The sequence below is a fragment of the Arsenicibacter rosenii genome (assembly GCF_001870735.1).
GTDB lineage: Bacteria > Bacteroidota > Bacteroidia > Cytophagales > Spirosomataceae > Arsenicibacter > Arsenicibacter rosenii.
The window spans coordinates 108,947-130,644 of sequence record NZ_MORL01000013.1; the positions used below are offsets into that span (position 1 = coordinate 108,947).

At 52.4% G+C, this 21,698-nt stretch carries 16 protein-coding genes; 5 read left to right on the forward strand and 11 right to left on the reverse strand.

Features of this window, described 5'->3' with window-relative positions:
• Positions 1-37 precede the first annotated feature (37 nt).
• Positions 38-1,237, forward strand: a complete 1,200-nt coding sequence (locus tag BLX24_RS20520; protein WP_071505069.1) for an ATP-grasp domain-containing protein — start codon at positions 38-40, stop codon at positions 1,235-1,237.
• On the opposite strand, the gene BLX24_RS20525 is transcribed toward BLX24_RS20520, so the two are convergent.
• On the reverse strand, positions 1,234-3,567 hold the full coding sequence (locus BLX24_RS20525; RefSeq protein WP_071505070.1) for a response regulator: 2,334 nt from the start codon (positions 3,565-3,567) through the stop codon (positions 1,234-1,236). The genes BLX24_RS20520 and BLX24_RS20525 overlap by 4 nt on opposite strands.
• 260 nt (positions 3,568-3,827) lie before the next feature.
• Between BLX24_RS20525 and BLX24_RS20530 the strand changes: the two genes are divergently transcribed.
• Together BLX24_RS20530 and BLX24_RS20535 are read left to right on the forward strand one after the other, a co-directional pair.
• On the forward strand, positions 3,828-5,384 hold the full coding sequence (locus tag BLX24_RS20530; protein ID WP_071505071.1) for a serine hydrolase domain-containing protein: 1,557 nt from the start codon (positions 3,828-3,830) through the stop codon (positions 5,382-5,384).
• Positions 5,385-5,442: 58 nt separating this feature from the next.
• Complete coding sequence (locus BLX24_RS20535; RefSeq protein WP_071505072.1) at positions 5,443-7,743, forward strand: M20/M25/M40 family metallo-hydrolase; 2,301 nt, start codon at positions 5,443-5,445, stop codon at positions 7,741-7,743.
• Here BLX24_RS20535 and BLX24_RS20540 read toward each other — a convergent pair.
• The 3 genes from BLX24_RS20540 to BLX24_RS20550 form a co-directional block, all read right to left on the reverse strand.
• Positions 7,740-9,005: an aminotransferase class V-fold PLP-dependent enzyme gene (locus BLX24_RS20540; RefSeq protein ID WP_374755013.1), complete on the reverse strand. Its 1,266-nt coding sequence runs from the start codon at positions 9,003-9,005 to the stop codon at positions 7,740-7,742. The two genes, BLX24_RS20535 and BLX24_RS20540, sit on opposite strands and share 4 nt — an antisense overlap.
• 10 nt (positions 9,006-9,015) lie before the next feature.
• The gene (locus BLX24_RS20545) at positions 9,016-11,205 is read right to left on the reverse strand and encodes a glutamine synthetase III family protein (protein ID WP_071505074.1); all 2,190 of its coding nucleotides are present in this window, start codon (positions 11,203-11,205) and stop codon (positions 9,016-9,018) included.
• Between the two features lie 166 nt (positions 11,206-11,371).
• On the reverse strand, positions 11,372-12,394 hold the full coding sequence (locus BLX24_RS20550) for a glutamine synthetase beta-grasp domain-containing protein (RefSeq protein ID WP_071505075.1): 1,023 nt from the start codon (positions 12,392-12,394) through the stop codon (positions 11,372-11,374).
• A 454-nt stretch (positions 12,395-12,848) separates the two neighbouring features.
• Here BLX24_RS20550 and mtaB point away from each other — a divergent pair, with 454 nt between their 5' ends.
• Positions 12,849-14,180 carry a tRNA (N(6)-L-threonylcarbamoyladenosine(37)-C(2))-methylthiotransferase MtaB gene (mtaB, locus tag BLX24_RS20555; protein WP_071505076.1) on the forward strand — a complete coding sequence of 444 codons (1,332 nt, stop codon included), beginning with the start codon at positions 12,849-12,851 and terminating at the stop codon, positions 14,178-14,180.
• 90 nt (positions 14,181-14,270) lie between these two features.
• On the opposite strand, the gene BLX24_RS20560 is transcribed toward mtaB, so the two are convergent.
• Positions 14,271-14,732: a hypothetical protein gene (locus BLX24_RS20560; RefSeq protein WP_071505077.1), complete on the reverse strand. Its 462-nt coding sequence runs from the start codon at positions 14,730-14,732 to the stop codon at positions 14,271-14,273.
• A 264-nt stretch (positions 14,733-14,996) separates the two neighbouring features.
• On the opposite strand from BLX24_RS20560, the gene BLX24_RS20565 reads away from it, so the two are divergent.
• A complete protein-coding gene (locus tag BLX24_RS20565; protein ID WP_071505078.1) occupies positions 14,997-15,689 on the forward strand; it encodes a sulfite oxidase-like oxidoreductase in 693 nt (230 codons plus the stop codon).
• A gap of 139 nt (positions 15,690-15,828) precedes the next feature.
• On the opposite strand, the gene BLX24_RS20570 is transcribed toward BLX24_RS20565, so the two are convergent.
• The 6 genes from BLX24_RS20570 to BLX24_RS20595 form a co-directional block, all read right to left on the reverse strand.
• A complete protein-coding gene (locus BLX24_RS20570) occupies positions 15,829-16,386 on the reverse strand; it encodes a D-sedoheptulose-7-phosphate isomerase (RefSeq protein WP_071505079.1) in 558 nt (185 codons plus the stop codon).
• An 11-nt stretch (positions 16,387-16,397) separates the two neighbouring features.
• Positions 16,398-17,312, reverse strand: coding sequence for an ROK family protein (locus BLX24_RS20575; protein WP_071505080.1), 915 nt, complete (start codon positions 17,310-17,312; stop codon positions 16,398-16,400).
• A gap of 146 nt (positions 17,313-17,458) precedes the next feature.
• A complete protein-coding gene (locus tag BLX24_RS20580) occupies positions 17,459-18,133 on the reverse strand; it encodes an HAD family hydrolase (RefSeq protein ID WP_071505081.1) in 675 nt (224 codons plus the stop codon).
• A 75-nt stretch (positions 18,134-18,208) separates the two neighbouring features.
• Positions 18,209-19,087: an Rpn family recombination-promoting nuclease/putative transposase gene (locus BLX24_RS20585; protein ID WP_071505082.1), complete on the reverse strand. Its 879-nt coding sequence runs from the start codon at positions 19,085-19,087 to the stop codon at positions 18,209-18,211.
• 19 nt (positions 19,088-19,106) lie between these two features.
• Positions 19,107-20,537, reverse strand: a complete 1,431-nt coding sequence (locus BLX24_RS20590) for an ATP-dependent DNA helicase (protein ID WP_071505083.1) — start codon at positions 20,535-20,537, stop codon at positions 19,107-19,109.
• Between the two features lie 85 nt (positions 20,538-20,622).
• Positions 20,623-21,414, reverse strand: coding sequence for a glycoside hydrolase family 16 protein (locus BLX24_RS20595; RefSeq protein WP_177225881.1), 792 nt, complete (start codon positions 21,412-21,414; stop codon positions 20,623-20,625).
• Positions 21,415-21,698 lie beyond the last annotated feature (284 nt).

Consider the following 21,698-nt stretch of genomic DNA (forward strand, 5'->3'; position numbering starts at 1 on the left):
TTTCAGCCTCTTCGGTTGAAAGCTAAACCAAGCAATTATGATTTCAACAGTCCGTCAGATCTATAATGAAGCATTTAGTAAAGAACGATACCAGGACTTACTACAGGCTATAAACGAGGATTTGCCTGGAATGCTGGACTTCCGGATTGCCGAAACGCCCGTCTTCGTACCGAAAGAACTGAAAGAGAAACTGATCTCGGCCTGTGATCATATTATTGATGTCATCGCCGCCGACAACTTTAAGGAGTTAACCGAAAAGGCGATTCCGCGCAATGATTATGTCCCGAACGAAGACGATCACGCGGGCTTTCTGGCGATTGACTTTGCGGTTTGCCGGAACGAATCGACCGGCGAGCTGGAACCTCAGTTGATTGAGTTACAAGGATTTCCGTCTTTGTTTGGTTTTCAGGCCTATATTCCGGGTCAGTTCCGCCATCACTTCCCGATTCCGGAATCGTATACCTCCCTGTTCAATGTTGCCGACCGGGATGCTTATGTTGATGAATTGCGCAAACTGATTGTCGGAGAACACGATCCGGCGCATGTGATTCTGCTGGAAATTTATCCGGAGCAACAGAAAACCCGGATTGACTTTGAACTGACCCGTCGCTTTCTGGGCGTTGAGCCGGTCTGTCTGACCAACATCAAAAAAGAGGGCCGGACACTGTCTTACGAAAAAGACGGCCGGCTGATTCCGATCAAACGAATCTATAACCGGCTGATTTTCGATGACTTACAGCGTTTCGTTAACCTTGATACGGAATTCAGCCCCACCGATGATGTTGATGTTGAATGGGTGTGCCATCCGAACTGGTTTTTCCGGATCAGTAAATATACACTCCCGTTGTTCGACAGTCCGTTTGTGCCCAAAAGTCATTTCCTGAGCGATCTGGAAGCCTACCCGGCCGATCTGGAAAATTACGTGCTGAAGCCTCTGTTCTCCTTCGCCGGCAGCGGCGTGCAGCTGCATATTTCGGAAGAAGACCTTGATGCCATTCCGCCCTATGAGCGGCATAACTTTCTGTTACAGCGGAAAGTGCAGTACGAACCCGTGATTCAGTCGCCGGACGGGCTGGTGAAGTGCGAAATCCGGATGCTCTTTATCTGGCACAAGGACGAGCCGCGTCCCAAACTGGTCACTAACCTGGCACGCCTGAGCCGCGGCGAGATGATCGGCGTAAACTTCAACAAAAACAAAGATTGGGTTGGCGGCAGTATCTGCTTTTTTGAGCCTTAATGCGGCTTTACATACTTCAGGACTACCTGCAGCAGATCATCGGGGTAAAACGGTTTTACCAGGATATCATTCAGGCCGGTAGTCCTGATTTTTTCTTCTACTTCTTCCGGTAAACTGGCCGTCAGGGCAATAACCGGTATGGTTTCGCCACGGGCCCGGATCTGCCGGGTGGCTTCGTAGCCATCCATCACCGGCATCTGCAAATCCATCAGCACAATATGATGACGGGTTGTATCCAGTTTATCCAGCGCAACCTGCCCGTTTTCGGCTACTTCGGCCGTGGCCCCGAGCCGGGTCAGAATACTTTCTGCCAGAAACACATTCATCGGGTTATCTTCCACCAGAAGCACGGAAATACGTTCCAGGGGTTTCTCATTCTTCTGAACCGGCTTTGGCTGCTCTGCAGGGGTTGGTTCTTCGGCAGACTTCATAAACGATTGAGTAAAATAAAACATGGCCCCTTTGCCGGGCTCACTGGCCAATTTCAGGTCAACGCCCTGTAAATCAAGGATACGCTTGCAAATACTTAAACCAAGCCCGGTACCGCCGTAGTTCCTCGACATCGACGAATCGGCCTGGGTGAAGTCATTAAAAATCAGTTTCTGCTTGTCGGGGGCCACACCGATACCGGTATCTTTCACCGAAAACATCAGTTCGACCACGTCGCCTTCGTCCTTTGCCACTTTTACCCGAATATCAACCCAGCCGGTTTCGGTAAACTTGATGCCGTTCTGCACCAGATTCATCAGTACCTGCGTCGTACGGGTCGGGTCGGCCAGCACCCTTGCCGGAATGCCCGGGTCAAGGTTAATCCGCAAATCAATGCCTTTTTTCTCCGCGTTGATCCGGTAACCGGCCTGAATTTGCCGGACAATTTTGGCTATATCGGTCGGGATCGACTCAAACGTTACCTTACCGGCTTCAATTTTGTTAAAATCCAGAATGTCGTTGACGATTTCGAGCAGGTTATTCGTCGAAAACTGCATGGCCTCCAGCTGCGGCAGCTGATCTTCGCGCGGGTTGTTCTGAATCAGCAGGTGGGTCATTCCGACAACCGCATTAAGCGGGGTCCGGATTTCGTGGCTCATCGTACTCAGAAACTCGCTCTTAACCCGCAACCCTTCCTCTGCCTGCCGTTTGGCATACTGCAAGCGATAGGCAAACCGGTAGGACAGAATGAGCGACTGCAGAAAAAAGAACAGCAGATACCCCACGAAAAGCACCCACTTCTGCGGTATAAAAATCCCGAAATGATTGAGTAGTACGAATAGAAAAATGACCAGCAGTACCCCCGTACTCATCAGCGCATAGCCGGCTCCCGGCCGCCGGTGCCTTGCCGCCTGAATATATACCCGGGTGCCGTACAGGATAAAACCGAACATCATGTACAGAAACCATTCCATCAGTTGGGTAATGAGTAAGGACGGCAGCAGTACTGTAAGCAAGGCAAAACTAAAACAGATGCCGATCATGACGTTTTTCAGTTGCCGGTTAATATCTCCGGCATACAGCTCCCAGGTGTACAGCACAAAAAAGCCAATGCCAAGGTAAAGCGACAGGTATTCCAGATGCAGGGTGACACTCCAGCTCAGATCGGGGAAAAGCGTATGAAAGGCATACTGGTTCGTGCCCATGATCCGGTAGCTGTAAATGACGCAGAACAAGGCAAAAAACAGGATGGAACGCTCATGTCTGCCCAGCAGATACAGGCCCAGAAAAAACAACCCGCCCATAAACAGGCATCCCGTCAGCAGAAAATCAAGTGCCAGATTCCGATGCCAGTCAAAAAGCAGTTCATCCTGATTGCCAAGGACAATCTGATCGTAAGGGCCGCCTTTGATGTGGTGAAAATTGGCCACCTGCAGAACCAGCACTACCGAATCGGTATCGACGGGCAGCCGGCAAACCTGTGTCATCCAGTAGGGTGTCGTAGTGGCAGCGGTCAGGCCTGGCTGCCCGTTCCGGGCGACCTCCTGCCCGTTGGCCAGCAACACATAAGACGTATAGATATCCGGTAGTCTGAGTCCTAGCTCAGGATGGTTCCCGGGCAGCAGAATAGTCAGCTGATAGGTAGCTACTCCCTGACTGGAAACAGGTTTTCCTTTCCAGCGACATTGCTGCCAGGTGGCCGGGAACGGAACCGCCTCCGGATCGGTCAGCGTGTGCTGTAACACGCCCCACTGCCACAGCCAGGTACCCGAAAGACGAACCTGCTGACGGGCAAAGTCAACGTTGCGGGCATCCAGCAGCCCGTTTTCGGCAACCGGATTTTTCAGTGGTGTAGACGCAGAAGCGCCTCCGTGCACCAGACAACCCGTAACTATCTGCATGCAAAGCCAAAAAATGCGACAAAGTAGCCGGTGGTTCATTCTCTTCCGTGCAGATAAGATTGTCGATTACATCATACGTTTATTTAAACGTCTAAAGTAAACGAAAAGGTTAAATTGTCAACTACTTAGCTACAAATAATAAGCCACCGCGCTTCTGCGTCCTGAATACTATCTCCGAAACAAAGGACTTTCCTTGCGGAAGCGGTAACTTCTTACTAAGTTGCTGTCTATACTGATTCCATTCACTTCTCGCCTGCTTCATGAAAAAACTACTTCCGCTGGCCTGCCTGCTGGCCACTGTTGCGGTTGGACAACCTGTACCGAATAAACCGGATCATGTCACAAAAACGTATCAGCCACCCGCCTTTACGGACCCTGACCGGCATAAGAAAATCGAGGCGGCCATTCCGGTTATCGACAAACTCTACCGCGAATACGCCGAAAAGAACCATTTCCCCGGCATTGTCTTCGGATTGGTTGTCGACGGGAAACTGGTGCATGCGGGCGGGGCTGGTTTTACCGATGTCAGCAAGAAACTGGCGGCAACGCCTGCTTCGCTGTTCCGGATCGCTTCCATGAGCAAAAGCGTCACCAATATGGCGATCCTCAAACTCCGCGATGAAGGCAAACTACGGCTCGACGACCCGGTGCAGCAATACATTCCGGATATGGCGAAAATGACCTACCTCACCGCCGACTCCCCGCTGATCACCATCCGCCACCTGATGACGCATACGGCCGGTTTTCCGGAAGACAACCCATGGGGCGACCGCCAGCTCGACGACTCAGACGCTGATCTCATCAAGCTTATCAAAGGTGACCTGTCGAATTCGAATGTGCCCGGTGTCAGCTACGAATACAGCAACCTGGGTTTTGCCATGCTGGGGGCCATCATTACCAGGGTTTCCGGTAAACAATACCAGAACTACATCACCGACAATATCCTGAAGCCGCTGGGCATGACACACACGGTCTGGGAATACACGAAGGTACCGGCTGAACAGCTGGCGCACGGCTATCGCCGGGAAGATAATCAATGGAAAGAAGAGGCCCTGCTCCACGATGGGTCATACGGCGCAATGGGCGGGCTGATCACGTCGGTCGAAGACTTCAGTAAGTACATGGCCTACCATCAGGCGGCATGGCCTCCCCGCAGCGATGCCGATGCCGGACCGGTCAAACGCAGTTCGGTACGGGAAATGCAGCAGCCCTGGACATTCAATTTCCTGAATCCGCAATTTAAGTACCCTGGTGGCCGGACGTGCGCCATGACCAGCAGCTACGCCTACGGTCTGCGCTGGAGCCGCGACTGCGACGGCCGGGTGTATGTCGGCCATACCGGCGGCTTACCGGGTTTCGGCAGTCAGTGGTGGATCATGCCCGACTACGGCATCGGTGTCGTTGCCTGCGGAAACCTGACCTATGCCAGTATGGGTAATGCCAACTGGGCGGTACTCGACACGCTGATCCGGCTGGCAGATCTGAAGCCACGTCAGCTGCCGGTTTCACCGATACTGGCGCAACGCAAAAACGAATTAATGAACCTCCTGCCCGACTGGACCAACGCAGAAAAAAGCGGCCTTTTTGCCGAAAATTTCTTCCCTGACAAATCCGTTGCGCATCGCCGCCAGGCCGTTAAAGAGCTGTATGCCAAGGCCGGAAAGATTATCCGCGTCGGTGAGATGATTCCCGAAAATCAGCTACGGGGCCGCTTCCTGATCGAAGGTGAACAGGCCAATATTGATGTGTTTTTTACCCTGACTCCCGAAAATCCGGCGCTTATTCAGCAGCTTGACTTCCGGGAAGTCAGCAAATAAAGCCGACGGCCACCGGTGAAGCCATACTGGCACCGGTGGCCTTTCTTTTCCTGACCCCATGACCCGACGAAACCCTATCCTTGCAGCCATCACCCTGTTTCTGCTGCTGGCCCTGTCGTGCCTGAGCATCTGGCTGGTACGCCCGCCCGACGTGGTGCCTGCCTCCGCCCCCGACACCGGCTTTTCGGCCGAACGGGCCATGCAACACATCCGCCGGTTTGCGCGGCAACCCCATGCCATGGGTACGCCCGAACATGCACGGGTGCGAACCTACCTGATCGGACAGCTTCAGACCCTGGGCTTATCGCCGATGGTACAGGATACGACCGTTTCGCGCGGTACGCTGATAGGGCATGTCTACAACATCGTCGGCCGTCTGAAAGGCAAGGGGTCTGGTAAGGCGGTTCTGCTGATGGCTCACTATGATTCACAGCCCAATACCCCCGGTGCGGCCGACGACGGTGCCGGTGTCGCCGCTATCCTTGAAACGGTCAGGGCATTACGGCAATCACCGGTCCTGCAAAACGACATTATCGTGCTGCTGACCGATGGTGAAGAATATGGCTTGCTGGGCGCGCAGGGCTTTATGCTGCATCCGTGGGCCAAAGAGGTCGGATTTGTGATTAATCTGGAAGCCCGTGGCAACAGCGGACCGGGCATGACGTTTGAAATCAGTCCGCAAAACGGCTGGGTAGTCCGCGAGTTTGCCAAAGCAGCCCCGGTTCCGTTTGCGAGTTCGCTGATGTATGAAGTATACCGCGCCCTCCCGAACGACACCGATTTTTCTGTTTTCCGGGAAGCCGGTTACCCGGGCGTCAACTCCGCCTTTATCGATGGGTTTGTCAATTACCACAAGCTGACCGACACCCCGGAAGCCCTTGACCTGCGCAGTCTGCAACACCACGGCAGCAATACACTCGCGCTGGCAAAGCATTTCGGCACCATTCCGCTTACCGATACCAAAGCCCCGGATAAGGTGTTTTTTAATCCGGCGGGCAGCTGGCTGATTCAATATCCGATGTGGGTATCCGGCGCGCTGCTGGCGATTGTCACGGTACTGCTTTGTCTGGTTATACTATCGGGGCACAAAAAGCAGTTATTCAGCATTGGCCAAAGTGTTGGCAGTCTGTTTTTGTTTCTGCTGATGCCGCTGCTGACCGGCGCTTTTTTTGCTGGCTTTAACTGGCTCATAGCAAAGCTATTACCCTATACTCATTTTTTCAACGGCGTTTATCAGTCGGGGGTCTTTTTTGTGGGTTACGCCGGTATTGCTATTGCCTTAGCTCTGTTCCTGAGCCGGTTGGCTATCCGGTGGGTACGGCCGTTTTCACTGGTTATCGGCGTCGACCTGATTTTTCTGCTGTTGGCCGCAACCCTGACCTGGTTTGTGCCGTCGGCCAGCTTTATTTTCCTGATTCCGCTCCTGTTTGCGCTGTCGGGCACGCTCATTGTCTTACTCACCAACCGGCACCGGTCATCGCAGGGAATGGCCTATGCCGGTATTTTTCTGGTCTGCCTCTCCCCCGCCATCCTGATGCTGATGCCGATGGTTCATCTCCTGTTTGTCACGTTTGCCCTACAGTTGCCTTCGGCCTCCATGTTTGTGCTGACGCTGCTGCTCGGGCTCTGCTTTCCGCTGCTGATCATTATTGACCGCAGCCTGCAATGGAGCCGCGTACCGGCACTGCCCCTCTTTTTTTTGGTGTCAGGACTGAGCATTACCGGTTTTGCGGTGTACAGCGAGCAGCCAACCGACAAACAGCCGCTGCACAGTCACCAGTTTTACATCCTGAATACCGATACGAACAAGGCAGTGTGGGCGAGTATTTTTCCCCAAACCAATGACTGGAACCGTACCTTTTTCACACAGCCCCACATGGGTACACTTTCCGGTTTTTACCCGAATCCGCAGACGGCCTATCTGTTGAATGCCGCACCGGCGATTACCGATGCTCCGCCCACGGCAACGGTCTTGTCAGATATAACCCGCCAATCCGTACGCACGCTGACCTTGCAGCTTACCTCTGTCAGGGGGGCAGCACATATGGAAGTCGTTTTACAGGTACCAGCTGAAAGCGACTTGCTATCCGCGAACATACGCGGGGCCACAATTCAAAAAGACTGGTCGGGTGGCGCCGACGGAAAATGGCTTCACCTGTACATTGTCGGACTGCCAACTGACAAGTCAATACCACTGGCTCTCAACCTCATACCGAAAAAACCGGTTACCCTCCGGCTATACGACCATTCTATCGGGTTGCCGGCATCGCTCATAAAAAGTCCGCCACCCGCTCATGTAATTCCTGAGCAGGGGCGGAACAGCAATGTGACAATTATCGGTAAAACCTACCGGTTCTAACCGGCAATTTCGCGTAATGCCTTTACAAATGCATCAAGTTCCTGCGTGGTGGTGTAGAGGTGGGGCGTTACGCGAACCCCTTGCACCCCGGCTGTCGGATTGTCGATGGCAACCGTGAAAATAGTGTATTTGCTCATCAGCGTTTTTGCCAGATCGGCCGGTGCTATCCCTTTTACCCCAACATTGGCAATGGCGCACGAGCGGTGAGGATCGGCCGGAGTATTCACCACCAGTTTCGGATGATTCCGGACCTGATCTGTCCAGTACCGTTGCAGATACCGCAACCGCGCTTCCTTGCGCTCACTGCCGATTTTCTGATGAAACCGGATGGCATCCTGAATCGCCAGATCGGTCGCCACCGGATGTGTGCCCGTATGGTTTAGTTTGCGGATATCATCGTCGGCATATCCCATGTCGCCGAACAGTTGCCACAAGGGTGCGATCTTATCTTTCCGGACATATAGCAGTCCGGCCCCGAGAGGCGCGCCCAGCCATTTATGCAGACTGGCCCCGTAATAATCGCAGCCCCCCAAATCACCGATTTTAAAGTTCAGGTGCGCAAAGGCATGGGCTCCGTCGACCATCACCTCTACCCCATGCCGGTGCGCCATTTCCGTAATTTTCCGGACGGGCATCACCTGGCCGGTAATGTTGATCAGGTGGCAAACCATCAGCAGCCGCGTTTTGGGCGTAATGGCTTTTTCGTAGACCGACACAATCTCTTCGTCCGAAGCCGGATGATTAGGTACCGTAATCACCTTATTGACAATGCCGTACCGGCGGGCCTGTAGCGTAAACATATCCAGCATCGCCCCGTAATCCTGACTAGCCATAATGGCCTCATCCCCTGCATTCCAGGTCAATCCGGCAATGACCGTATCCAGCGATTCGGTGGTGTTGCGTGTAATAATCACTTCGTCGGCCGATGCCCCTAACAGCTCCGCCAGCTGCTTCCGGGAAACCAGCTTATCGTCAAACTGCCGCGTCCGCATGTAATACGACGATACCGCGTTGATCCGGCGGATATGCTCCTGATAGCTATCCAGCACCTCCTGTGCTGCCAGCGAATAATACCCGTTTTCGAGCTGGATAAAGTCTTTTGTGACCGGATAGGCCAGCCGGATCTGCTGCCAGAAGGCTTCATCGGCAGCCAGCGTACCGGCATCTATGCGACTCACCCCGGCGATGGCATCATCAAGCGACAAACCGGCCGTTGCCCAGGTGGTTCCCAGCATCGTTTTAATAAATCCGCGTTTAGACAGCGTAGCCATGTTATTTTACAAAAAGCAGTTCACGGTATTTTACCAGCGGCCAGTCTTCATCATCGATGATCAGTTCGAGCTTGTCGACGTCGTAGCGGATCACGTCAAAGAAATCCTTTACTTTGGTGGCATACATTTTTGCCCGTTCGGTTGTGTCGGCCAGGTTATTGGCCTCCTTGCGCGCCTCAATCATGGCCTCCGCATGGGTCTTAATGGCCGATACATATTTCGAGATCTCGCGGATCAGTTCCTTTATCGGGGCCGCCTCTTCCTCCAGCCCGATGTCGAGTAAGGCCTTGGCTGTCTGCGCGAGATTATTCTGGTATTTCAGGGCCGTTGAAATCACATGGTTCATCGCCAGATCGCCCATTACCCGCGACTCAATCTGCACCTTTTTGATGTATTTTTCCAGCTCAATCTCGTAGCGCGACTCTACTTCCGAGTGGTTCATGACACCCATGCGCTCAAACAACATTAAGGATTCCGGCTTCAGGTAAACGGCCAGGGCATCCGGCGTTGACGCAATGTTTGACAAACCACGGCGCGCCGCTTCAGCAACCCATTCGTCAGAATAGCCGTTGCCTTCAAACAGAATCCGCTTGGAGTCAGCATAATACTGTTTCAGAATATCAACAATGGCCAGCTCTTTCTTTTCGCCGTTGTCGAGGCGGGCGCTCAGATCGACGCGGAATTTGTTCAGCTGATCGGCCACAATGGTGTTCAGCACAATCATCGTCGACGAAGAGTTGGCCGAACTACCGGCCGCGCGGAATTCAAATTTGTTGCCGGTAAACGCAAACGGCGATGTCCGGTTGCGGTCGGTGTTGTCACGCAGCAACGAAGGGATCCGGTTGATGCCCAGTTTATAATAGACATTATCGCCTTTCTGGAGCGAAATCTCGCTTTTCGTTTCCAGATCTTCGAGTGCCTTGGTCAGGGTTTCTCCCAGAAAGATCGACACAATGGCCGGGGGGGCTTCGTTGGCTCCCAGCCGGTGTTCGTTCCCCGCCGATGCGATTGATGCCCGCAGCAGGTCGGCATTGTCGTGTACGGCCTTGATCACGTTTACCAGATAGGTGATAAACCGCAACGTTTCTTTAGGCTTCGAACTCGGTCCCAGCAGGTTAACGCCGGTATTGGTACTCATCGACCAGTTGTTGTGTTTACCACTCCCGTTGATACCGGCAAACGGTTTTTCGTGAAAAAGGACCTTAAAATCGTGCCGCTCGGCCACCTTTTCCATCAGGTCCATCAGGAGCGCGTTATGATCAATCGACAGGTTCACTTCCTCAAACGTCGGTGCGACTTCAAACTGCCCGGGTGCCACCTCATTGTGACGGGTCCGCACCGGAATACCCAGTTTCATGGCTTCAAATTCAAAATCAACCATAAAGGCATTGACCCTTGGCGGAATTGAGCCGAAATAGTGATCTTCCAGCTGCTGCCCCCGCGCCGGCGAGTGCCCGAACACCGTCCGGCCAGCCATCACCAGGTCAGGACGGGCATAGAACAACGCCTTGTCGACCAGAAAGTATTCCTGTTCGGGGCCCAGCGTGGCGGTAACCTTGGAAATATTCCGGTCGAAAAACTGCCCGACGCCGGTTGCCGCCTTATCCAGGGCATTCAGTGCTTTCAGCAGCGGTGTTTTATAATCCAGGGCCTCGCCGGTGTAGGAAATAAATACCGACGGAATGCAAAGCGTTTTCCCGCCTGCCCCGTTGTCCATTAGAAACGCCGGCGACGACGGGTCCCAGCCGGTATAGCCCCGGGCTTCAAACGTATTGCGCAAGCCGCCGTTGGGAAACGAAGAAGCGTCCGGTTCCTGCTGCACCAGCGCACTGCCTTTAAACTTTTCAATGGCTTTGCCTTCTACCGTAATATCGAAGAATGCGTCATGTTTTTCGGCGGTTTCGCCCGTCAGCGGCTGAAACCAGTGCGTGTAGTGCGTAGCGCCTTTACTGGTGGCCCACGCTTTCATGGCATTAGCCACCTCGTCGGCAATTTCGCGGTCGATTTTACCGCCTGTGTCAATGGCTTCGGTGATCCGGATATAGGCTTCGGGCGACAGCAGCGCCCGCATGGTTTCTTTGTTAAAGGTATAAATGCCAAAAAAGTCGCTGACGCGTTCGGCCGGTGGCGCAACGGGGACAGCACGACGGTTCTGGGCAATTTCAAGGGCTTTGAAGCGGTGATTTGACATCTGAAGAAGAAGTGGTTTTAAGGCGTAAGGGTACCAACCCGCAAGGTTGATGTAATACGTGAAAATTAGAGAATGTACGGATACAAAAAAAGCTGTTTTTCAGAGAAAAACAGCTTTTGGTATATAGCAGAATTGCGTAATTCTAATTTATAAAGGCAACTGAAGCTTAAACTGCAGCTGATTTTACCGTTGTAATGATCCGGGCAGCTACTTTGTACGGATCGGCCGCTGAGTTTGGACGGCGGTCTTCCAGCCAGCCTTTCCAGCCACGTTCTACCGTAGCGATCGGGATACGGATTGACGCACCACGGTCAGATACACCATACGAGAACTTGTCGATTGACTGAGTTTCGTGTTTACCGGTCAGACGCAGGTGGTTATCAGCACCGTATACATCCATGTGTGCCTTGATGATATCGGCAGGAGCAAATGCCTGGCAGATCACGTCGTATGTTTCTTTGCTGCCGGCTGTACGCAGTACACTGTTTGAGAAGTTAGCGTGCATACCTGAACCGTTCCAGTCTGTATCGCCCAGCGGCTTGCAGTGCCAGTTGATTGAAACGCCGTATTTCTCGCCGATGCGCTCCAGTAAATAACGGGCAACCCAGATCTGATCACCAGCTTCTTTAGCTCCTTTTGCGAAAATCTGGAATTCCCACTGACCGGTTGCTACTTCGGCGTTGATACCTTCTACGTTCAGACCTGCATCCAGACATACGTCGAGGTGTTCTTCAACAATATAGCGACCGTATGCGTTTTTAGCCCCTACTGAACAATAGTAAGGACCCTGACCACGCGTAGGGAAACCTTCCGCCGGGAAACCAACCGGCTTATCGATGCTTTCATCCCACAGGAAGTACTCCTGCTCAAAGCCAAACCAGAAATCGTTGTCGTCGTCTTCGATCGTAGCACGGCCGTTTGTTTCATGTGGCGTACCATCCGCGTTCAGTACCTCACACATAACAAGGTAACCGTTTTTACGCTGTGGATCAGGGCAGATGAATACCGGCTTCAGCAAACAGTCAGACGAACCGCCCGGAGCCTGCTCAGTTGATGATCCATCGAAAGACCACATACCGCAGTCTTCTAATTTACCTGAAAAGTTGTTCTCAATTTTTGTCTTAGAACGAAGACTTTGTGTAGGCTTGTAACCGTCGAGCCAAATGTACTCAAGTTTAGCTTTTGACATGGTTTACTGAGGGAGATTAAGTACCTGGTAAAAGAATCAAACGAACATCGTTTCGCAAATGTAATAAGCATTTCACAAAATAAATATATGCTCATTGTGATTTTCACCATATTTTTTGACTGTTTTTTAGAAAAATTACAATAATAATTCGTTTATTACAATAATACTTAAGATTTTGTTTCCCATTCATGCAATTTTAATTTTAACCAGTTTTTTATCATATAGCAATTTCGTAGCCATACATCCTGCCTTTTGAATCCTCTTTTCCGGAATTTGCAGCAAAAAAACCGCTAAAACGGATAAAATAACGCCTAACTATTTTATTCGTTGATAATCTGGCTGTTGACCTGCCTATTTTTCATCCTGATTGACCTGACCGGAACCCCTACCGACAAAAATTTGTACTTTTGCATGAGCGTTAACGAATCACCGGATTACGGGTTCGCCATATTTCATGAAAAAAGTTGCTTTCTATACACTAGGCTGTAAGCTGAACTTCTCGGAAACCTCTACCATCGCCCGTATTCTCGAAGGCGAAGGGTATCAACGGGTCGAATTCAACCAGCAGCCCGACATCTTTATCATCAACACCTGCTCCGTGACTGACAATGCCGATAAAAAATGCCGGAAAATTGTCCGCGAAGCACAAAAAATCAATCCGGACGGCTACGTGGCCATTCTCGGGTGCTATGCCCAGCTGAAACCACAGGAAATTGCTACCATTCCGGGGGTGGACGTGGTGCTGGGAGCGGCCGAAAAATTCCGGCTGCATGAGCTGATCCATTCGTTCGAAAAGGAGCCGACGGGACAGGCCCGCGTCTTCAATTCGTCGATTGAGGAAGTGATCGACTACCACGCTTCGTACTCGCTCAACGACCGGACCCGCACGTTTCTGAAGGTGCAGGACGGTTGCGACTACCCGTGTTCATATTGTACGATTCCACTGGCGAGGGGCCGCAGCCGGTCTGATACCATTACGAATGTGGTGAAGGCCGCACAGGACATTGCTGCCCGCGGGGTAAAGGAAATTGTACTGACGGGGGTAAACATCGGCGATTTCGGTCTGCACAACGGCGAGCGCACGGAAACGTTCTTCGATCTGATTAAGGCCCTGGATGAAGTCGAGGGGATCGAGCGCTTCCGGATTTCATCCATCGAACCCAATCTGCTCACCGACGAAATCATTGCCTTTGCGGCCCAATCAAAGCGGTTTGTCCCGCATTTTCACGTACCGCTGCAATCGGGCAGCAATACCGTACTGGGTTTCATGCGTCGCCGCTACAAGCGGGAGTTGTATGCCAACCGCGTCGCTAAGATCAAGGAACTGATGCCGCACGCCTGCATCGGTGTCGACGTCATTGTGGGGCATCCGGGCGAGACCGACGAATTGTTTAAAGAAACGTATACCTTCCTGAACGAGTTGCCGGTATCGTATCTGCACGTATTTACCTACTCGGAACGCCCGAATACCCACGCCCTGAGCATCAAGCCGGTAGTGCCGGGAAATAAGCGGGCTGAGCGGTCAAAAATGCTCCATATTCTGTCGGATAAAAAACGGCGGGCCTTCTACGAAACGCAGGTGGGCCGCGAGGCGACTGTCTTATTTGAAGAAGACGCCGAGAATGCCGACCGCAACGAGGGACTGATGTTTGGCTTCACCGAAAACTATGTGCGGGTGATTGCCAAATACGACCCGCTGCTGATTAATGAAACTATGCGCGTACAGATGACCGGTCTGAACCCTGACGGACACATGGAAGTGGCAGAAGCCGGGGTTCTGGTATAAGGCTAGACGTAGTATCATCTATAAACAAAAAGCCCGGGGCGCTGCCCCGGGCTTTTTGTTTATAGATAGTTAACCAATCGCAACACCGGATTATTTACCACGGCCACCATAACCACCACGGTCAGGATAGCCATACCCGCGGTCACGGTCATAGCCGCGGTCATACCCACGGTTGTAGCGGTTACTGTGCTGGTAGGTATATAACCTATCGCGTTGGGCCGGTGTCAGCACATCCATTACATCATGCTGTTTCTGCCAGCTGAGCCGCTGAAACTCGCGCGGATCGAGGCGGTTGCCCGGCATCAGGCCCAGACGGTCATAATGGTTTTCGATGCGGCGCAGCTCACGTTCCTGACGACGGGTCAGGCCAACGATGGCATCCAGCCGGTCAATCCGGTACTCATCCCGTGCATCATCGGCACGTGGGTTTTGCATACCCTGATTCGGATAGCGGTTGCGGTTGTCATAATTCGGGTCATAGCCGCGTTGCGCCAATACAGTTCCGGTAGTGAGCAGGGCTAACGTTGCGATGGTCAGGATTGCCTTTTTCATGGTATTATTTCGCTTTTTTGTTGTTTCTATCGGTTAGAGGCAACCAGCCACCCAACGTTTAATCGGGAGGTAATTTTTTTTCGCAGCTTTGTGATGGAGAATATTGAGATAAATCTGGTTTTGGCAACAGAAAACGTCTGTAAAGCAACAGAAAGCATTGATTCGTAACCTTTGGTAAGTTCCATCGAAAATCAGTTACAAGCAGATTTTTGAACAGAAACCAACGGGAACTCCGGAATGTTATGCAGTCGAATAAGGACTAACATGGAAGCAAACGATAAACTGGACCGCATCATTGAGGCGCGGATGAAACTCAAAAGCCGTTTTGACCAAAAAATGGCCAACACACCGTCGCTGGCTGATGATGCACCGCGCGGGAAAGGCCCGACCAACCGCCATGGCATGCCCCAGGTGCCGGTCGGCCAGACAGTGACGGCCAAATGGCCGGTACTTGATCTGGGCTATCAGCCCCACATTCCGCTTGACAAATGGCAGCTGTCGGTTGATGGTGAAGTAGAAGCGCCGATCCGGCTGAAATGGGAAGATTTTATGGCCTTGCCCCAGGTCGAGGATACCAGCGATTTTCACTGCGTAACGACCTGGTCGCGGCTGGATGTTCCCTGGGTTGGGGTGCGGTTTATGGATCTGGCCGCGCTGGTAATGCCCAAAGCGTCGGCCACGCATGTCATGTGCTACGGCTTCGATGGCTACAGCACCAATATTTCTCTGGAAGAAGCCCTGAAACCGGATGTGTTGCTCGTTCATACGGCCGACGGGCAGCCGCTTACCCGCGAGCACGGCGGTCCGCTCCGCATGATCACCCCCCAGTTATACGCCTGGAAAGGCGCAAAATGGATTAAACGCATTGAATTCCTGAACGGCAACCGCCTTGGTTTCTGGGAAGAACGCGGCTATTCCAACACCGCTTACCCGTGGCGCAACGACCGCTATAGCTAGCGGTAGAGAGTAGAGACGCAATATCTTGCGTCTCAAATTGCGCCGGTATAAGGAATGCCTAATTAAATCCGCGTAAGCAACCTACTGAAAAATCAGCTTCCGGTTGCTTACGCTGGATGAGACGCAAGATATTGCGTCTCTACGGAGTATTTTCGATGAAATAATAGCAGAGCATGTGGCAAATTGTCATGTGTGCATCTTCGACGCGGCCGTAGTGCTCCGAATCAATCACAATGACTTCGTCGGCAATTTCTGCCAGTTTACCTTTTTTGCCGCCGACGAGGGCGATGGTAGTCAGGCCGTTGTCTTTGGCCCATTGAATGGCTTTTACCAGATTCGGGGAGCTGCCGCTGACACTCATCGTCAGGACCAGATCACCCGGGCGACCATAGTTCTGCAGTTGTCCGGCAAACACGTCTTCATAGCTGTAATCGTTGCCAAGAGCGGTAATCCAGGCAACGTTTTCGTTCAGAGACAGACACCGGAAACGTTTGCCCAGTTTGTCCGACGAACTTTTGCCCAGATCGGTGATAAAGTGCGATGTATTCGTCCCGCTGCCTCCATTCCCGAAAGCAAACAACTGACGGTCTTCGGCCCAGCATTTTTTTAATAACTCGACGAGATGCGCCACTTTTTCGGCCGGAATCGAATCATAGGCGGCTTTTTGCTGCGCCAGGTACTCTGTAAAATAAGACATATAAAGTTGAGTTATACCATACTTAGGGCACCAACCGGTACCGCATCTTCACCCAGCTTAGCCATCAGAATGACCGGCGCCGGCTGAAACGCCTTCATCACAAACCGTGGCAACGCCGTACGGACTGACGCCCGCAGCGGTTCGCCGATCAGTGACAATCCGCCGCCGATCACAATCGCGTCGGGGTGGAACAGGTGTACCACATGCGACAGACCCAGAGCCAGTACCGAGCCCACCTGCGTGATCAGCATATTGGCCACGGGATCATTCTGCTCATAGGCCGGATGCAGGAAACGTGCCTCTCCCCCTACCTGATCGCCCACCAGTTGTTTCAGCGGCGAGTCGGCCGGCAGTTGCGGCAGCAGTTCCCGGATCTGCTGATCAACCGCCCAGCCTGAGCACGTTTGTTCGACAGTCTGCCCCGGAAAATCGTCGCCGGGCGGCACCAGCCACAGGTGACCGATTTCGGCCTCGCCGGGCACCGCTCCGTGGTAAATCTGTCCGTCAATGACCATACCTCCGCCCACGCCGCTGCCGACTGTTACGTAAAACACGTTTTTGAACCCGCGACCACCTCCGTGTAAGGCCTCGCCGAGCGAGGCCGCATTGGCGTCATTCTCGATCCGGATGGTTGGTGCACCGGTGAGCTCATACAGCCATTCGCCCAGATTAAATCCCGACCAGCCTTCAATCTGGTGAGAAGTCGCAATCTGACCCGTCTGCCAGTTTACCGGTCCGCCAAAACCAACGCCGATAGCCGAAACAGGTTGACGTAACTGACGAATGGTTTCTTCAATATGCGTCAGGATACCACCGGCACCGGCTACTTTATCTACGACAAACCGGTGGCGCTGGACTATTTTGCCGGTATTATCGCCGGTCACTATCTGGAGTTTAGTACCTCCTATTTCAATACCTAATTTCATGAAACTGTACAGTTAATGAGTGACTTACGGGCGCTTTCTCTACACCGGAATGTTTATAAAAAAACTACGCCTGCGTGTTCATTCGCACCGGGCTGACGCGTACGGTCAAAGAAAAAGCGGGTAAATCACGGAAAGTATATCAGCTATCAGGCTCCGGTGATGATTGCGATCATCATGCCGGCTGTTAACTGTGTAAAATCGTCGATAATCAAAGATGCCCCGGTTTGAGCCAGCTCGTCGCGGGTATGCGTTGTGGCCAGGGCAATGACCTTCATCCCGGCACGCAAGCCGGCTTCGATGCCCGAGAACGCATCTTCAAAAACAACACAGCGGTCAGGCGTAACCCCGATCCGGGCGGCGGCAGTAAGGTATATTTCGGGGTCGGGCTTTCCATGCTGAATCATCGATGCATCCACCACCGCATCGTAGTACGGACGGACCCCGATACCGTCGAGCGTAAAGCTGATATTACTCACAGGCGCGGAGGTACCCACGGCCATCCGGACACCGTTCGCTTTCAGGTCGTCCAGAAACGCAAACAGGCCGGTAGTCGGTACCTGATGCGGGCCGTACAGCGCGCGGTAGATTTCTTCTTTCTCTTCCGTCAGGGCGACGACTTCGTCAGGGGTCAATGCCCGTTTAAACACAAACGGCAGGGATTCTTTGGCAACGCGACCGTTGATGTACCGGGCGTAATCCTCGTGTGTAATCGTATGACCATACCGGGCAGCAAACGCCAGCCAGGAGTCTGTATGGTATTGGTGATTATGGATAATAACGCCGTCCATATCGAACAGCGCACCAAAAGGCAAAGCACTCATTTGTCAGTGATCAGAAAATGGTTAAAACCGTGCCACAAAGTAACACGGTTTTAACTATAAAGGTATTTCCGGTGCTCAATCTCCTGTTAACGCCCTGATTTCGTCAACAGTCAATCCGGTCAGTTCTGAAATCGTCTGTTCATCAAGCCCCTTATTTTTCATCCGGCGAATCATATCCGCCTGCGCCTTGTGTCTGCCTTCTTCCAGCCCCTCGTCCTTCCCTTCCATGCGCGCCGTTTCCAGTACACTCAATGCCAGCCGGTTATTATCCAAATGCCGGTAATAAACCGCACGATCACGCTCACTCAGCGAGTCAATCATCAGTTTACGGCGCACTTCCGGTAATCCTTTGGCCCTGAACTCATCTTTAACTTCATTGTTTTTCAGGTAATAAATCCACTCGTCGAGCTTGTCCTTTGCCACGTCGTTAAAGCGGTTCACTTTCAGGACATAATACTCAGGAAACAACTGAAATACCGCCTCCTTACTAAATAACTCCTTTTGTTTGGCCGACAGACTCAGTACATCATTGGCATGTATCCCTCTGTATTCCGTCTTACCGTGGTAGACATAATCCTCACCCTGACCCAGATCAAAATAGACGATATTGACCGAATAGACTTTTTTAATGTCGCTGTATTTCTGCCCCAGCTGCATGTGCTCTGCGGTGGTTTTGGCGACCCCGTAGAGCATACGCTGAAAGTAATCCTGCTCGCGGTTATTTTGTATTTCAATGATAATGAGCTCCTTTTTCTCGTTTAACGCTAATACATCAACGCGGTTAAACTTGTCGGACTCTGCTTCCTGATTTGACTCAGACTCCAGGATTTGTTCAATCCGGATGTCTTCACGCAACAACTCCGACAGGAACCCTTCCAGAATTACGTAATTGGACTTCTGCCGGAGAAGCCGTTTGATTGCCCAATCGAAGCGGATAAGATGCTGACCTGCCATATGCTGTCAAAACTAACGATTATTCAAAAAACAGCGGGTTGAAGTTCATCAGAAACAATTCACTGGTCGAACGGGTAATGGCCGTGTAAAGCCAGCGGATAAACTCCTGATTTACCTGTCCGTCCGGCAAAAAGCCCTGATCGACAAAGACCGCATTCCACTGCCCGCCCTGGGCTTTATGGCAGGTCAGGGCGTAGGCGAATTTGACCTGCAGCGCGTTCAGATACGGGTCTTTCCGGATGGCTTCCGCACGCTCTTTTTTTGACTTTATGTAGAAATAATCCTTCGACACACTGTCGTACAGCCCCCGCTGCTCTTCCTTCGTGAGCGTCGGGGCGGCCGAATGCAGCGTGTTGAGGATAATCTTCGCTTCGAAATCATTCTGCTCCTCAAAATCGACCAGACGGAGCGTTACGTTGGCAAACCGGAGGCCGTGAATTTCTTCGGTCTTCCGGATACGCATCACCTCCACAAACTCGCCGTTGGCCAGAAAACCCGCCGGCGAATCTTCATCCAGCGTCGTATAGTTGTTGCGCGCAATCATGAGCATGTCGCCCGCATCCAGCTCATCTTCACACTGGTTGATCACCCGCCGCACAAACTGGTTAAACTGGCCCGCAACCTTGTTGGAGCGGCAGACAATGGCCGTATTCTCGCGCCCGTATTTCCCGTAGGCATACCGGATGCCGTCTTCCAGCTTCGCCAGCGGCATTTTATAAATGTCACGAAAAGGCTTCGTTGCCAGCCGGATTGCCAGCGGATCGCCGCTGCCCCGCGTCAGCAGCTGGCGGAGTTCCGTCGCATTATGCAGAATCCCCGATGCCTCGTCCTGCCGCATAACTTCGGTCAGTTCCTGCTCCGTAACGACCATATCGAACGTCCGGCGCAGAAACTCCTGATCCAGCGCCGGGCTGATGTCGCGCCCGACCGGCGGCAGCTGGGCCGTGTCGCCCACGATCATCAGTTTATTGCCGTCGTTTTCGAAAACATATTCAATCAGGTCGGTCAGCAGGCCTTTACCGCCAAATTCGGCTTCGTCGGAGATCATGGAGGCCTCATCGACAATGAACAGTGTATTTTCGTGGTAATTTTTCTGCCGCTGAAAGCTCAGGTTTCCCGACGACGGGTCGGCGACCTGCCGGTAGATTTTCCGGTGTATGGTCTGGGCGGGCTTTTTCGCATAGCCCGACATCACCTTGGCGGCCCGGCCGGTGGGCGCCAACAGGATGGATTTCAACCCGAAACGAGGCAATACTTTGATGAGTGTACCGATCAATGTGGTTTTACCGGTACCGGCATAACCGCGCAGAAGAAAGCAGTCACGGTAGTTTTCAAATTCCTCAGGAGTAATAAACTGACCAATCTGTTCGAAGAACTGCAACTGGCCCGCCGTAGGGGTAAACGGGAAACGTTTGGCCAGTAACGCGGCCGCCGTTTGGGTGTCATTCATACCCCTAAATTACGAAAAAAGGGGGAATGGCGGAAGCAGAAAACGGAGAAAATACCCGCCCTACCCGTCTCCATTCCCGTTTTCGCTACGGCTTCTGATAGACCCGGACATAATCATACACTACCTCATCCGGCAAGGTAGCCTTCGCCGGATCGCCGCCCCAGCCGGTCAGTTCAAGGCTCAGAATGATGTATTCGTCAACGTTCGAAACGGCCGTCGTCGTGCGCCATGTTTCCTTGCCGTCTACGTAAAAAACGTACTCTTTCTCCGTCCAGAGCAACCCGAACGTATGAAATCCGGTTTCAATCGACGGAGTCGTAGTTTTCTGTCCCGTTGTTTTGTGATCCGTCCCGTACCCATCCCAGTGCAGGTTATGGTGTACGGTTGTGGGTTCTTTGCGATGGTACTCAAAGATGTCAATCTCCGTGCCCGACCTGACCGGATCGTTCAGGTATTTCCCCAGCGTCGGCGATTGCAGCCAGAAGGCAACGTGGGGGCCGGGTTCGTGGTTCATACGGGCGCGGCATTCGTAGTAACCGTATTTGGTTTTATACGTTTTTTCGGTGCCGATCTGCCCGATTTTGTATTCGCCGTCGGTCTTCAGCAGTTGGATCACCAGATTACCTTTGCCGTCGAGCGAAACGGTTTCTTTCGCTACCCGTCCCAGATTCCGGACAACACCGGCCTGCCGGTATTCCCATTTGGTCAGGTCGAGGGCCGTCCCGTTGAACTCATCCTGCCAGACCCGTTTGTAGCCGTCTTTGATAAACGTCTGTGCCAGCGGAGTGTCGTCGGAATCGGGCAGCGACACCGGCTTTGGTTCGCTGCTTTTAGCACACGACCAGCAGAAAGCGAATAAAAAGAAAAGTTTTTTCATAAAAGCACGTGGTACTGTTTTGTTATATCCTTTTGATTGCCTGACTTCATTTCCTTCAAGAGCCATCCTTGTAAGAGTTTGCCCTTGCTAAACCATCCCTGTGCTTTAGCTCAGGGATGCTGGCGGACATCCCTTTCAAACAGGCATGGTGTTGATATCGAAGCACGAATATACTGCGTCACGGCAACACCCATAGCCATGTAAGGCCGGTTCCGAAAGCTTGTCAGGAGCCCCAAACTGAAGTTTGGGGCTGAACGATACACTCGGCAAGATCTACCTCAGAA

Bases quoted from the DNA above. Each gene is read 5' to 3' on its own strand.
- BLX24_RS20520 (WP_071505069.1), top strand. From the start codon at position 38: ATGATTTCAACAGTCCGTCAGATCTATAATGAAGCATTTAGTAAAGAA.
- BLX24_RS20525 (WP_071505070.1), bottom strand. From the start codon at position 3,567: ATGCAGATAGTTACGGGTTGTCTGGTGCACGGAGGCGCTTCTGCGTCT.
- BLX24_RS20530 (WP_071505071.1), top strand. From the start codon at position 3,828: ATGAAAAAACTACTTCCGCTGGCCTGCCTGCTGGCCACTGTTGCGGTT.
- BLX24_RS20535 (WP_071505072.1), top strand. From the start codon at position 5,443: ATGACCCGACGAAACCCTATCCTTGCAGCCATCACCCTGTTTCTGCTG.
- BLX24_RS20545 (WP_071505074.1), bottom strand. From the start codon at position 11,205: ATGTCAAATCACCGCTTCAAAGCCCTTGAAATTGCCCAGAACCGTCGT.
- BLX24_RS20550 (WP_071505075.1), bottom strand. From the start codon at position 12,394: ATGTCAAAAGCTAAACTTGAGTACATTTGGCTCGACGGTTACAAGCCT.
- mtaB (WP_071505076.1), top strand. From the start codon at position 12,849: ATGAAAAAAGTTGCTTTCTATACACTAGGCTGTAAGCTGAACTTCTCG.
- BLX24_RS20560 (WP_071505077.1), bottom strand. From the start codon at position 14,732: ATGAAAAAGGCAATCCTGACCATCGCAACGTTAGCCCTGCTCACTACC.
- BLX24_RS20565 (WP_071505078.1), top strand. From the start codon at position 14,997: ATGGAAGCAAACGATAAACTGGACCGCATCATTGAGGCGCGGATGAAA.
- BLX24_RS20570 (WP_071505079.1), bottom strand. From the start codon at position 16,386: ATGTCTTATTTTACAGAGTACCTGGCGCAGCAAAAAGCCGCCTATGAT.
- BLX24_RS20575 (WP_071505080.1), bottom strand. From the start codon at position 17,312: ATGAAATTAGGTATTGAAATAGGAGGTACTAAACTCCAGATAGTGACC.
- BLX24_RS20580 (WP_071505081.1), bottom strand. From the start codon at position 18,133: ATGAGTGCTTTGCCTTTTGGTGCGCTGTTCGATATGGACGGCGTTATT.
- BLX24_RS20585 (WP_071505082.1), bottom strand. From the start codon at position 19,087: ATGGCAGGTCAGCATCTTATCCGCTTCGATTGGGCAATCAAACGGCTT.
- BLX24_RS20590 (WP_071505083.1), bottom strand. From the start codon at position 20,537: ATGAATGACACCCAAACGGCGGCCGCGTTACTGGCCAAACGTTTCCCG.
- BLX24_RS20595 (WP_177225881.1), bottom strand. From the start codon at position 21,414: ATGAAAAAACTTTTCTTTTTATTCGCTTTCTGCTGGTCGTGTGCTAAA.